Consider the following 12,906-nt stretch of genomic DNA (forward strand, 5'->3'; position numbering starts at 1 on the left):
TCCGGGCCGGCCCGTGAGGGGCGACCCCCTCACACTCCCCGGCATCCCCGTTCCGGGGGCGCGAGCTCCGCCCGCGCAGCGGTGACGGAGCACCGCCGAAGGGAAGCCGCTACGCGGCCCGTTTCCCCGTTTTCTTCACCTCTCCGCGGTTTCAATCTATCTCGCTCCGTCTGCTACGTGCCGAGCATTTCGGACGCGGGCGCAAGCGCCCTTATTTCGCCCGAAATGCTCGGCACTCCGCCGACTCCACTCAATTGATTTCATCCCGCCGGAGAGGCAAAGAAAAACGATCAGGAAGACGACAAAAGCCCCGTAGTTGATCTAGAACCACGGGACCCGTCGCCTCAATGATCGCACATTGATTGAGGAGAAACCATCGTGAACACCACCGCAACCGGGACCATCGAGCACATCGACCCGACCGCCCTCGTGATCGAGCAGAACGTCCGCACCAGCGCCCCGCTGACCAAGGAGTTCATCGACTCCATCCGTCAGAGCGGGATCCTGTCGCCTGTGCTCGGACGCCGCGACGAGCACGGCAACGTCATCGTCCGCGCGGGGCAGCGCCGGACCCTCGCGAGCCGTGAAATCGGCCTCGCGACGATCCCTGTCTACGTCGTGGAGGGCGACGACAAGACCGCCGAGCGGATCGTGCAGCAGATCATCGAGAACGACCAGCGCGCCGAACTCACCACCGCCGACCGCACCGCCGCGTGGGCGCAGCTGTCGTTCGAGGGCCTGTCGGCCGCGAGCATCGCCAAGCGCACCGGCACCAAGGCCGCGACCGTGAAAGCGGGACTGGCGGTCGAGGAGTCCGCAGTCGCGCGGACCGCGCTGCACGAGCACGAGCTGACCCTGGACCAGGCCGCGATCATCCTCGAATTTGAGGACGACGAGGAAGCCCGCGCCGACCTCATCACCGTCGCCACCACCAACCCGAGCCAGTTCACCCACACCGCAGAGCGCCACCGCAAGGCGCGCGCCCGCCACATCGCCGTCCTCGTGGAGGAGGCGAACCAGGAGGCCGCAGGCTTCACCCTCCTCACCCGCGATCAGGTCGACGGCGAGGGCAGCGCGTGGGTCGTCATCGACCCGCTGCGCACGGAGGACGGCAAGCGCGTCACCGTCGAGCACATCGCGACCATCGAGCCGCGGGGCGTCCTCGTGAGCACCATCTACGACGGCAACACCCACGTCTCCTACGCGATCCAGGACCCCGCCGCCCACGGATTCAGCTACGCCTACAACGCGCCCGCCGCACCCGAGACGGAGGAAGAGAAGGCCGCGAAGTCCGCCGAGCGCCGCATCCTCCTCGCGAACAACCGCGCCTGGATCGCCGCCGAGACGGTGCGCCGCGACTGGATCGCGACGCTCCTGTCCCGGAAGACCCTCCCGAAGGACGCCGAGCGCGTCATCGCCCTGGGACTGACCGCGCACCGCTCGTCGGTGTCGGGCGGGATGGGCAACGGCAACGCGCTCGCTCACACCCTCCTCGGCGTCACCCAGCCCTCCGGCTACCACGCCGACGCGCTGGCCCCGCTGGTCGAGGCGAACCCCGCGAAGGCCCGCCTGGTCGCGCTGGCCGTCGTCCTCGCAGGGCAGGAGGCGAACACGAGCAAAGAGTCCTGGCGCCGCGGCGACGCCCGCGCCGCCGCTCACTTCCGCCAGCTCGCGGCCTGGGGTTACGCGCTCTCCCCGGTCGAGCAGGTCGTCACCGGCGACACCACCGCCGCCGACGCCGCGGCCCTGAACTAGCCCGCTCCGCGGGGACCGGCAGCCGCCGGTCCCCGCCCTCCTCCCTCGACTCTGCAGAAAGGCCCACCATGACTACCACCACGACCCCCGCCCCCGACGTCGATGAGTGGGGACACACCCCCGCGCTGCGCGCCGCGCAAGTGTTCGTCAACGTCGCCGCCGAGTCTGGCGACACCCGCGCCCTTCACGTCGCCGTGCGCGTCCTGCTCACCGCCGCCGCTCACCACGCCTGGCCCACCGCCACGGCCCTCGTCTTCAAGCGCGAGACGGTCGGCACGTTCGCCGGATTCTGGGCGCTCTGGCGTGTCACCGACTCCGGACACCGCGTGCTGCGGGAGTGGGAGGACGAGCCCGACGAGATGAGCGACGAGAGCGACGAGGAGCGCGTCGCGCTCGACCTCATCACCAACAGCCACGAGACACAGGACTACGCCGACACCTTCGGACCCCTCAGCGAGGGCGTGGCGGTCGGATACCACCTCTACATGCTCTGAGCGTGCGTGCGGGCCGACCCGGAACGGGCCGGCCCGCACGAGGGGGAGAGCCCCCTCGACCCCCCGTCACGCGCGTGGAACGGCCACCCGCGCTCGAGCGGTGGTCAGCGGCGGGGACGCGCCTTGTGCGTCTTCCCCGCCCGGATGTTCCGGTTCTCGATCACACCGACGACGGCCAGCCCGATCGCGACTGCGACGAGGAGCACCCAGCCGAGGACGTTGAACCACTGGCCGGCGAACGCCGCGAACGTCTGCTCGCCCGCGATGCTGGCGAACATCAGCGACAGGCCGAACCAGACCATGCCGTTGCTGACCAGCGCGGCACGAGCCAGGGGAGTGCGGGGATTCGCCATGCCCTCACCCTCGCAGTTGAGGCTGGGACTGACCCCGATGGAGTGCCGCCGAGCAGCGGGACCAGGGCGACTTGCTTACTTGATGACAAGTAGACAAGTCAGTTCGCCGGCTGCCCGTCGCCGTCCCGGCGCCGTCGAGCTCGACGCAGCTTCGGGAAGCCGTTCAGCGCCTCGAACGTGATGATCGAGCGGGTCAGAGTCTCTGTCCCCAGCCGCTCATAGGCCCGTCGAGTGATCGGCCGGTTTCGGCAGAAGGTGTCGTGAAACCACGCCCGCGGGAGGTACCCCTCCGAGTAGAGGTCGTGGAAGTAGGTCGCGATCGCTTCTTTCAGCAGCAGGTCCGACCACAGCTCCGCCGTAGCCGGCGGCAGGCGGAAGAACCTCACAGCGGCGATCACACGCCGCGCCACCGCCGACACGCTCGCCACCGTCAACGCGAGGAAGAAGAGTCCGAGGAACCAGTGCTGCCCGTCGTTGCCGTTCGCGAAGATGGCCCAGGTCAGCAGGCCAGGGAACGCGACACCGACCAGCGCGTAAGGAATCGCGGTAAGTAGCGATCGGCGCTCCGCTGTGCGCAGCGCCGTCGCCGCGTGGCCGGCCTCGCCCAACTCGCCTCCGAGCGTCGGGCAGCGCGTCGTCACCGTGAACGAATCCGGGACGGGCGTCCCGTGCAAGTGCTTCGCGTTCAGAGCGCGATGCAAGGCGACGTCGCGCAGCTCGTTGTCATCGGCGCCGGTGAGATACCCCTCTGGCACCGCGTACTGATGCGCGGCGAACGCCAGCAGCTCGTGCGACGGCTCGACGCGCTCGTCGCCGTCCCCGAAGATCGAGGCGGCGGGAGAGTAGTGGATCATCTTCCCGCCGCGCGAGAACACCGACCGAGCGACCGCCGAGCGCACGCGCTGGCGATCGCTGCCGTCCGCGTTCGCTGTGATCAGGCCGCCCAGGCGTCCCCACGGTCCGCGATACAGGGCCGACATCTCCCGCACGACACTCACCGGCACTCCTCCCGTCCGACGCTCATCCGAGCGTCAACGGTAACGCCGCCCTAGTGGGCGTCGTCGTACGCCTTCTGGACCTCAGCAGAGATGCGGCCACGCTCGGAGACGTTGCGGCCGTTCTTCGCCGCCCACTCCCGGATCGCCTTCAACCGCTCCGGGTCACTCTTCCCGCGCGAAGGAGCCGAGGAGCCGGCGTTGCCGTCACGCCGCACGCGGCGGCCGGCATCGACGTACTTCTCGAACACGCGGCGCAGCTCGGCGGTGTTCTCTGCCGACAGATCGATTTCGTAGTTCGCGCCGTCAATCGAGAACGTGACGGTTCCACCGTCACCCTCGATCGGAGAGCCGTCCAGGTCATCGATAAGAGTGAGCTTCTGCGCCATCAGGGTTTCTCCAAGCAGGTAAAGGTAGTCGCCTCATGTCTAGCAGTCACGCATTCCCTATTGCCGTTGCCCCCACGCGCCGTTCCAGTACTCGGCGTTTTCGCTGAGTGTGCGGAGTACCTCATCGGGCGCTGCCGAAGCTGGCCAGAATTGAAGAAGGTACCGATCGACCACCCCCTCCGCGAACTCGTCAGCATTCCCGGCGTCACGGCCCTGAGCGCTCACCCGCACGCGATAGCTGCCCGCCGGCAGAGCGAGGTCTCCGCCCGACATGCCGCCCCACCCTTCCCACCGGACGGCATCACCGTCCTGGAACGCGGCCGACACCTCGACAACATCGTCCCAATCACTCGGCGCCGGCTCCCGCTCCCACAGCTCGACCCGCACCCCAGAACCACCCGACCGTCGCGCCATCACGACATGCACAACGCCCGGAACGGCCGCAGCGACCCAGCCGTTGACCTGACCGGCGAAGAACCGGTCCGCGTCCCCGTCCCACATGCCTGTCTGCGTCACCGTGAACTGCCCGTAGTCGGTCATCACAACTGCGTCCATCAGCACCAACACCACGGACGCACTCTAACCAGCACCGGTGCAGCGCGGCCCGCGCGATCCTGGCCGACGTCGAACGCCAGCTCGACGCCAACAGCGGCGCCCGCCGCGACCGCTGGCAGCCCGCCAGTGATCGCGCCCGAGGAGCCTACGGAGAAAGGATCGCGGCGCCGGCGGCTGCGCCGCCACCGCATCGGGCGCGCTCGGGGTCAGCGTGATGCGCAGCTCCCGCGCCGACTCATCCGGCGTCGACGTCGACCACTCGGCCGGATCGTGACCGTCCGGGACGACGTAGCCGCCACAGTCGACCACGGCGCCCTCCCGGTCGACCGTGACGCTCTGCACCAGCAGAGTGCCGGAGTCGTCGTACGGACTTCGCCCTTCGAGGACGTGGGTCGCGTCGATCCGGAGGCTCTTCGACCAGGAGAGCCGGCCGACGACGCCGGCCGGTGACGACGCCCACCATTGAGTGCCGTTCCACTCCACCCGCAGCTCGTCTCCGACCCGCACCGCCCCCACATGCTCAGTGACCGTCGAGTGGTACAGGCTCGACAGCATCGGGGTCCCGCGGTCCGCAAGAGTCTGGGAGCGCGCCCCTGCGATCCCGAACCGGCGATCACCGTTCTTGTGCATGGACCCGAGCTGCGGGTGACCGTCAGCCGCGGCCGGCGCATCCGTCGACGGGTCGAGAGTCATCCGCCTAGCCTCCCGCTACGGGAGGGAGCGGATCGAGCAGATGCGGTCCGTTGTTACGGACGCTGTTCACGTCGCGGGACACCTCGTAGTGCTCGAGGTCGTGCGCGACCGCGTACGACTCCCGGTCGAGCAGCTGCATCAGAGCGTCGACGTCGAGGTGTCCGCCGAGCCAGTCGTCGTACCCGTCCGGCGTGATGCATGCCGGCATCCGGTCGTGGACCTCACCCGGCGCTACATGCGAGTCGCGGGTGATGATCGCCGTCGACAGGCGCCACTTCTCCGGATCGTCCTCCGCCTTCGACGGATCCGGCCACGCCGACACGATGCCCGCCATCGCGAGGGCCGCGTCGGGCTCGTAGATGAAGTGCGGCTGCTTCCCCGTCTCCGTGACCGTCCACTCGTAGTAGCCGGCCGCCGGGATCAGCACCCGCGACGTCGCGAACGCCTTCCGGAACATGGGCGAGCTCGCGACCGTCTCGATCCGCGCGTTGATCGGCTGCGGCCGCTGCTTCTTGAAGTCCTTCGCCCAAACCGGCACGAACCCCCAGTGCACGGTCGGCGCCGACCGCTCCCCGTCGCGCTCACGCACGACGGTCACTGGCGACGTCGGCGCCACGTTGAAGTTCGGCCGCATTCCGGCGAAGCCGCCCGTGAAGAGGTCCGGGAGCAAGCCCTCGGTGTTGTCCTTAACGACGAAACGACCGCACATGCGCCTAGCTTACGGACGGCGCCGCCCGTACTGGGGTCGACGGTGCGAGGCCAGTCAGCGCATCGAGGCACGCGGAGTAAGGAACACCTGGCCCTCACTGTTGACCTTGATGCTCATCGGACTCCGCACACTGAAACCACGACTGGTGGGTCACCCGAAGCTTTGTCGACAGTGTTCTGTGTGAATCGTAGCGATTGCCCAGGTGCGTAGACCGTTACGCCCGCATCACTTCGAGTCTGAGGGTTTTTTACTTTCTCCAAGTCTGGTCACCAAGGGGGGATTTGGCACACAGTTCCCAGAGATTGTTCTGTAAAAGCCAGGCGGGCAAGGCTCGGTGGACTTTGGCATCATTCCTCAACAATCATAACTTTTAGCGGACTAGGTTCGGTTAACGCATCGTTGATATTAAACAAGATTGCTATTCCGAAGGCCAAAACCAAGACAATAAAGCCAACGATCGTTAGCCAGGAGCGTTCTGAAACAACTTTCGCACTAGCTTCGTTTGCCTCAATTTCCTTACGCAGAATAGTTTCCAATAGATCAACAGGAGTGTAAGAGGTAGCATTGTCTAGGTAATTTTGAGTGGGGACGGCGTGGCCTTTGTCCGGTACTAAGGCCCAAATCCCTAGGGCAACCGCAACTCCAAAACCGAGCAATGGAATCCACATAAGATCTGTTGATAGGGTGCTTGCAGTTCCAACTAAACCGGCAGCGCCGACTAAAACTCCCGCGCGCGTCTGAGTTGCCGAAGATCGGGCGGAGGTCAAATCTCGCTCGCGTCGCGTCGCGTCGATCAGCATGCCCAATTGTTTTTCTAGCGCATCGGAATTGCTGCTGTGCCAAGTCAAGCCAGGACCTCCATTAACTTCGTGATTGGTGCCATCAAGCCGTTCTGCTGTCCTGCTGTGATCCCAATGACGCTGTACGCGCCTTCACGGCTCATTAGCTGAAGCTTGGCCGACGTCCAGAAACGTCGTATTCGTAAAGGGCTTTGTTGCTGTTGCGCTTTCGAATCGTCTGCACTGTTACATCGACATAACCTAGCGCAGAGAGCATGTCCGCGTACCATTTCTGCACAGGTACCTCGTGACCGGAAAAAGTGCTGTTTCCTACGATATAGGAGACGCTTCCACCAGGCTTGACGTGGCCGGCGGCGGCTTGGAAGTGAAGCCACATGTCGTAGTGGTACTTATGGACATACGCCGCGAGGACGGGTCCGCTTTTGCCACCATCGCGGGAGATGTTCTCGCAAACCGCGAGAAGCTGCGAGTCGATCGGCGTCGGATGCTCAGCAGCCCAGGAAGCGAGCTTGCTCGTCGCCGTTCCCCAGGTGCCACCGATGGCGCGCCAGTCCAAGTCACCCGCGTCACTGGGTGCGTCGAGATAGCGCGTCCAATACATATAAGGTCTGAGCTCTCGAATATACGACATGCGATTGCAATACGGTGGTGACGTGAGCACAAGGTCGGCTGGTTCAAGGTCGGCTAGGCCTGTGCGGGAATCTCCAAGTCGCACTGCGGCACTTCCGGCAAGGGTGGAAGAGGCCGATGAAGCTAGGTCAGCGGCACCGGCGAGGAAAAGCGCAATTGTTGCATCGTCATCAGTTGCCTTGAAGCGGGTCCCAGGCGCTATATCCTTGAAGCTCATGCTTTGATGATTGAATGCGGCTGAGCTGCTTGCGATGAGTGTGCGGCACAGCAATATCTCTAGTAGGTCGCGAATGTCGCCATTGTAGGTGTCGATGCTCGCCCGAAGCGTGCGCAGACCGTGGAGGGATCCAGGGCTCCACCAGCGCTCGATTCGAAAGATATCAGGCTGCCAAAGGCGGTCTCGTGCAGGAAAAGACTGAGCGGTATCAACTACGTCTGAAACTGCCCCAAGAAGAGTCGCCTCAATATCCTCTTGATAGTCGCGAGTTTTCGCATTTCCAAGCCATACAAGAAATGGATTCACATCGACTGATTGCCCCAGGTGGCCGTACTCCGCTGCTGCAAGGGGAGTGGTTCCAGTGCCACTAAACGGGTCTGTTACAACGGACCCTGGTTCGAGTAGCTCGAGCCGTTCGCGCACTACCTTGACACCGTAGGCGGGGGTAAGACGCAGCCAACCATGTCGACCCACCCCGGCGTTGGCGCGAAAAGTCATGTACTCGTTACGCGCAACACTATCTCGCGCAACTCGTTCAAGAATAGTCATTTTGCTTCCAAAAGGTGTTTGAGGACCACGTGCGTTTCTGTGCGTAGTACCGAGGCGTTGCGCTCAAAAAATGCCGCGAGGTCATAACCCACAACATTCTTGAAAAAGGCAAAAGTCGATGTCATTGTGTCGGCGGTGCCGGTCGTGCCAGCGAGGACAGCCCATCGACCCAACGTATATCGATTTCGAACAGTCTGATTGATTTGCGTGCTCATGATGGCAAGTACCGGGAGATATCCGTGAGCTACGGCCTGTACGGAGGAAGCCAAATCTCCATTTTGACGCTTACTGTCGGCGCTCTTGTAGCCTTGACGGACTTCTAATACGGCACCACGGAGAGGTACCGAAATCTTGAGGGCCTTTTGCTGTTCAGTAATCCAATTTCTAAGACGCTCGGCTGCCGCTGTGTCCTTCACGGCGTCAATTTCGATACGGCCATCCAATGTGATCAGTCGTACTGCACCCCCGTATGGAAACTCGTAGCTCCATCGAACTTGTTCCTCGGACAGGGCGAGCTGGTCGCGGAGTACGTGGCGGACCAATCGCTCGCTTCCAATGCCGAGTTGCCGGTAGAGCGAGGTCATCCCGCCAGCGGCCTTGTGTGCGGCGAACATGAGTGGCGAGTCAAAACCCATCCAGTGGTACAGCGGGTCGGACCCGTAGAGGCTCGTGAATCCGTCAAGGTCAACCTCAACCCCTCCACCCATCTTGGGGAGGTAGCCGGAACTGGTGCGCAAGGGAGACATGAGCACCTCTCGGTATTCGGCGTCATGGTCTGTCAGCGAGGGCACGTTGATCACTCTAGGTGGGCTCGCTCTCACCCTCTGCAGCCTTCGGGTGCTGAATGTAGGACGTGATCGCGTCGCGTCCGCTTGGGAATCTTCTGCCGGCCGTCCTGCGCGCAGACTGAGCCCATGACGTCGACAGAGGTGTTGAGCGCGCGAGCGCGCGACGACGCGCAGGTAGAGGCGCTGTTCAGCTCGGGGTGGCTGGCGTTCATCTCTGCCGACCGCCTCGCGGAGGAGCACCTGCCGCAGGTGCGCGAACAGTTCACCCGGTTCGAGCTCGTGGTCCTCGATGAAGACGTGCCGGTCGCTGCGGGCTGGGCGGTGCCGATCCGGTGGGACGTCACCCGGGAGGGTCTGCCTGCCGGGTACGGCGACTCCCTCCGCCGGTCACTCGAGGAGGAGGGCGAGGCGACGACCCTCGTCGTCTGCGCCGCGCAGGTGCACCCGGACCGCACCGGCGCCGGCCTCGCCGGGACGCTGCTCGGCGCGTTCCGCGACCTCAGCATCACCGTCGGCTACGACCACGTGATCGTGCCGCTGCGCCCGACGATGAAGCCGCGCTACCCGCTGACCCCGATCGACGTCTACGCGGCCTGGACCCGAGAGGACGGGCTGCCGCTGGACCCGTGGCTGCGCACACACGTGCGAATGGGAGCGACCATCCTCGACGTCGCCCCGCGATCGCAGGTGATGACCGGCACGGTCGCCCAGTGGGAGGAGTGGACCGGAATCGCCCTGCCGGCGTCAGGGGAGTACGTCATCCCCGGCGGCCTCTCGACGCTGCGCGTCGACCGCGACGCGGACGAGGGGATCTATGTGGAGCCGAACATCTGGGTGCAGCACCGCTGAGCCTGCGGGTGCTGCTCACGGCGAAGTCCCCACTTCTCGACCGCACCGCCACAGTAGAGCCACCAGCGTGCTGCCCGAACGTCATCCGAGCCGAACGCTGCTGCGCAGCTCACCTCCGCTCCACGTCTCAAGAACCCATCGATCGGGACCGGGCGACGCGCCCACTGCTTCCCCGGCCGCTTCCCGGGCCCGCTCGGCGCAGCCGTAGATCCCGATGACATCCGGCGTCTCGGCCCAAAAGGCGCTTCGCAGAAGTAGGTAGTGCTCCCCGTCGATGCTGATGCTCACACCACGGATCCTCGCTGGCCGCAGAGCCCCGCGATGGGTCCGGCACAAAGTGCCACTTCGATGGCGCGCGTCCCGTAAGGGGATCGATCTGCGGGACGCTTTCAGCGGACCGCTCGGAGGGGCTTGGCGTCGTCATCGCGTGCTGGTGATGTCGCCAGGGTCGACCGCAGGTCTTCTCGTGCTCGTTGGTAGCGGGTACGTGCGGTGGACGCGGGGACGCCGAGGAGGTGTCCTGCTTCGGTGATGGAGAAGCCGTCCCAGTGAATGAGGCGGACGAGCTCGGCCTGTTCTGGCGCGAGCCTGGCGATCGCATCGCGCACGTCGACTCCTTCGTCGGCGGGGCGTCCTTCGGTGGAAGCGGTCGTGAGGACGCCGCGGAGCCGGCCGGAGAGGTCGGCTCGCCTGTTCTCAGTGCGGGTGCTGTTCGAGAGGACGTTCCGGGCGATGCCGAACAGCCACATCCTCGACTCCTCCGCGGTGCGGGGGAGGGCGCCGACACGGCGCCATGCGGTGAGCATGACGTCCCCGAGCGCGTCGGCGGCGTCCTCGAGAGGGAGGCGGCGTTGCAGGTACTTGAGCAGGTCGGGCGAGGCGACGCGCAGGGCCTCGGTGAGTTGCTCCGCCTCATCGGACTTCTGGCGGGTCACCAGGTCGCTCCGGGGCAGTGGGCCTCGCCGGCGATGCTGATGTTCGCGGCGTCGACGTCGACGTTCTGCGCAGCGAGTTCGGCGTCGAGAGCGTTGCTGATGATGCGTCCAACCGCGGTCGAGTACTCCCGGTCGGCGTTGTAGAACTCGGTGCCGTAGCCGGCCGGCGTGCGGGATCCGTCAGCGTTGATGAAGGATCGGTCCTCGGTACGGAGCTGCGCGATGGTCTCCTGGAGTGCCCCGTCGCTGAGGAGAGCGTCGATGTCGGTCGTCTGGTAGAAGTTCTCGACCACGGCGACGGCCGCCGGATCGGTCCCTTGAACGTCTCCCATGCGCTCCTCACACTGAACACCGCTGGGCAGCGAATAGGTGATCGAGGCGTCCGGCGTCTCCGCCCACGGCGACCACGCGCCCGTCGCCGCGGCGGCCGCTGTCGCCATGCCACCGAGCAGTACCAGCGACGCCACTCCGGCGACCGCAGGACGCACCCAGCGGTGACGGCTGACGCGGGCCTCTGCCGCCGCGAGCTGCTGCAGCTCGGCCAGCTCGACAGCGACGTCGTCCGTCACTGTCGATGTGCGGGGGCTGGACTCATCCAGCAGGACGTCCAGGGGGTCTCGGTCAGGGGCGGCAGTCATGACGGGCTCCTTCGAAAGCGGGTTCATCCTGTACATGTCCACCCCACCCGCAAACGTCTGCCGCAGCACGAAATCGGCTCGCCGCCCTCGTCAGGGCGCCGGCGACCACGCCGGACGTCAGGTCGCGAGGGACGCGGCGAGCTCGGCGGGCGCCCCCGCGGAGCGCGGCTGCCACGATTCGAAGACGCCGTAGGCGATGATCCGCTCCGCGGTCGACAGCAGCGGATTGCAGCTCGTCATCGTGATAAGACGATCCGTCGGAACGACGTCGCTCGTCCAGGGGACCGGATCGATGACCTGCACTTCGGAGGGCTGCACGTATTCGAGGTTCCGGAACCGATAGGTGTACCAGCCGTCGGCGGTCTCGATGTAGATCGCGTCACCCAGTTGCAGCTCATCGATGAGGTGCATTCCTCCGCCGGCGGCGGAGCGGTGCGCCGCGATCGCGAAGTTCCCCACTTCGCCGGGCATCTGCGTTCCCGGGTAGTGGCCGATACTGCCCACGTCGAGCACGTTCTCCGCGTCGACGCCCTCAGCGATCGTGCGCACCCACCCCTCGCCGTACCGGGGGATATAGAGGTTGCCGAACGTGGTGTCTAGAGCTGCGACTGGCGCGATCACTGGGTCGCCGGGGGCGGCCGGCTCAGCACTCGGCTCGGACGGCGCCTCAGCGGACGGGGCGTCATCACCCCAGCTCTGGCGCAGCTCGGCCGCTTGATCTTCCTGCCGGCCCGCGATCACGGCGTCGTTCCACCACAGCTGCCAGGCGAGGAACAGCAGAACGAGGACCCCTGCGGTCATCAGCAGCTCGCCGAGGACGCCGAAGAAGGACAGGCGGCGACGAGCCGAACGGCGTCGGCGCCGCGACACGTCCACGGATGACGAAGCGGTCATGCGCAGGAGTCTAGGTGTGCCGCTCTCACCGGCATCGCTACGGGAGACGTCTCGTGCGGGAATCGTTCGACGGTCCGACGTTTTGGGCCACTGCTCGTTCTCGCGCGCCGTCGCCGTCCCTTCCGCTGCCTGCCCTGACCCACTGGCAAGCGCGTCACCGCAAGCGAATCGCGTCGCAGTGTTCAGCCCGGAGTGCACCGGGCCGAACGATCAGATAGCGACGGACGGTGTAGTAGCTGCTCCATCCGGCGTGTTTGTGCGAATACTCGGGTTCCGGGTGCGTGACGGGTAGACGAGGGCTAGACCGGCAGCTGCAATCCAGCACGCCGTCCAGAGGCCGTGTCCGGGAGTGCCGTCGGCGCTGCCCCATTCGACCCAGAAGAATCCGGGGTCTGCCACAGGGCAGGCGAGAACAACTGCTGCAACCGTCGCTACCCCTGCGGGAACCTAGGGAACGAGGCGTGCGACCACCAGAGCTACAACGACGAGAGCGAGGGCACCCCAGAGATACAGAAGGGGCATGAGGTCGTACGACGACATGGCCTCAGCGCAGGACGGGTTCATTTCATTCCATCTAGCGCCCGTGCATGGCTGCCAGTAGGACGACGTCGCCCAGGTCACCCACAGCGCGACGCCCATGAGCGTAGCTGCGCACGCCAACCG

16 protein-coding genes are annotated in these 12,906 nt (G+C 65.5%); 3 read left to right on the forward strand and 13 right to left on the reverse strand.

The window, feature by feature from the left end; genetic code table 11:
• Window positions 1–378 precede the first annotated feature (378 nt).
• Together C5C46_RS13570 and C5C46_RS13580 are read left to right on the forward strand one after the other, a co-directional pair.
• Entirely contained in the window at window positions 379–1,755 is a 1,377-nt protein-coding gene (locus C5C46_RS13570; RefSeq protein WP_181072906.1) for a ParB/RepB/Spo0J family partition protein, read from the forward strand.
• 68 nt (window positions 1,756–1,823) lie between these two features.
• Window positions 1,824–2,249 (forward strand): hypothetical protein, encoded by a 426-nt coding sequence (locus C5C46_RS13580; protein WP_146078855.1) that lies wholly within the window; start codon window positions 1,824–1,826, stop codon window positions 2,247–2,249.
• A gap of 104 nt (window positions 2,250–2,353) precedes the next feature.
• Here C5C46_RS13580 and C5C46_RS13585 read toward each other — a convergent pair whose 3' ends face one another.
• The 9 genes from C5C46_RS13585 to C5C46_RS16650 all read right to left on the reverse strand — a co-directional run bounded on the left by C5C46_RS13585 (window position 2,354) and on the right by C5C46_RS16650 (window position 8,930).
• A complete protein-coding gene (locus tag C5C46_RS13585; RefSeq protein WP_104227071.1) occupies window positions 2,354–2,602 on the reverse strand; it encodes a hypothetical protein in 249 nt (82 codons plus the stop codon).
• Between the two features lie 98 nt (window positions 2,603–2,700).
• Window positions 2,701–3,600, reverse strand: coding sequence for a hypothetical protein (locus tag C5C46_RS13590; protein ID WP_104227072.1), 900 nt, complete (start codon window positions 3,598–3,600; stop codon window positions 2,701–2,703).
• A gap of 50 nt (window positions 3,601–3,650) precedes the next feature.
• A complete protein-coding gene (locus C5C46_RS13595) occupies window positions 3,651–3,986 on the reverse strand; it encodes an Lsr2 family protein (RefSeq protein ID WP_104227073.1) in 336 nt (111 codons plus the stop codon).
• 57 nt (window positions 3,987–4,043) lie between these two features.
• Window positions 4,044–4,556 (reverse strand): hypothetical protein, encoded by a 513-nt coding sequence (locus C5C46_RS13600; RefSeq protein WP_104227074.1) that lies wholly within the window; start codon window positions 4,554–4,556, stop codon window positions 4,044–4,046.
• A gap of 9 nt (window positions 4,557–4,565) precedes the next feature.
• Complete coding sequence (locus C5C46_RS13605; RefSeq protein WP_104227075.1) at window positions 4,566–5,234, reverse strand: hypothetical protein; 669 nt, start codon at window positions 5,232–5,234, stop codon at window positions 4,566–4,568.
• A gap of 4 nt (window positions 5,235–5,238) precedes the next feature.
• A complete protein-coding gene (locus C5C46_RS13610; RefSeq protein ID WP_104227076.1) occupies window positions 5,239–5,943 on the reverse strand; it encodes an SOS response-associated peptidase in 705 nt (234 codons plus the stop codon).
• 347 nt (window positions 5,944–6,290) lie between these two features.
• Window positions 6,291–6,743, reverse strand: a complete 453-nt coding sequence (locus tag C5C46_RS16645; RefSeq protein ID WP_146078853.1) for a hypothetical protein — start codon at window positions 6,741–6,743, stop codon at window positions 6,291–6,293.
• Between the two features lie 142 nt (window positions 6,744–6,885).
• A complete protein-coding gene (locus C5C46_RS13615; protein ID WP_104227077.1) occupies window positions 6,886–8,139 on the reverse strand; it encodes a DNA methyltransferase in 1,254 nt (417 codons plus the stop codon).
• A complete protein-coding gene (locus tag C5C46_RS16650) occupies window positions 8,136–8,930 on the reverse strand; it encodes a hypothetical protein (RefSeq protein WP_146078852.1) in 795 nt (264 codons plus the stop codon). Before C5C46_RS16650 ends, C5C46_RS13615 begins: the two co-directional genes overlap by 4 nt.
• A gap of 123 nt (window positions 8,931–9,053) precedes the next feature.
• On the opposite strand from C5C46_RS16650, the gene C5C46_RS13620 reads away from it, so the two are divergent.
• Entirely contained in the window at window positions 9,054–9,776 is a 723-nt protein-coding gene (locus tag C5C46_RS13620) for a hypothetical protein (RefSeq protein ID WP_104227078.1), read from the forward strand.
• An 81-nt stretch (window positions 9,777–9,857) separates the two neighbouring features.
• Here C5C46_RS13620 and C5C46_RS13625 read toward each other — a convergent pair whose 3' ends face one another.
• The 4 genes from C5C46_RS13625 to C5C46_RS13640 form a co-directional block, all read right to left on the reverse strand.
• The gene (locus tag C5C46_RS13625) at window positions 9,858–10,064 is read right to left on the reverse strand and encodes a hypothetical protein (RefSeq protein WP_104227079.1); all 207 of its coding nucleotides are present in this window, start codon (window positions 10,062–10,064) and stop codon (window positions 9,858–9,860) included.
• 101 nt (window positions 10,065–10,165) lie between these two features.
• Window positions 10,166–10,711, reverse strand: a complete 546-nt coding sequence (locus tag C5C46_RS13630; RefSeq protein WP_104227080.1) for an RNA polymerase sigma factor — start codon at window positions 10,709–10,711, stop codon at window positions 10,166–10,168.
• Window positions 10,708–11,349, reverse strand: a complete 642-nt coding sequence (locus tag C5C46_RS13635; RefSeq protein ID WP_146078999.1) for a hypothetical protein — start codon at window positions 11,347–11,349, stop codon at window positions 10,708–10,710. Before C5C46_RS13635 ends, C5C46_RS13630 begins: the two co-directional genes overlap by 4 nt.
• Before the next feature lie 117 nt (window positions 11,350–11,466).
• Window positions 11,467–12,243: a class E sortase gene (locus C5C46_RS13640; protein ID WP_104227082.1), complete on the reverse strand. Its 777-nt coding sequence runs from the start codon at window positions 12,241–12,243 to the stop codon at window positions 11,467–11,469.
• Window positions 12,244–12,906 lie beyond the last annotated feature (663 nt).

The sequence above is a fragment of the Rathayibacter sp. AY1E6 genome, assembly GCF_002931115.1.
In the GTDB taxonomy this organism is placed as follows: Bacteria; Actinomycetota; Actinomycetes; order Actinomycetales; family Microbacteriaceae; genus Rathayibacter.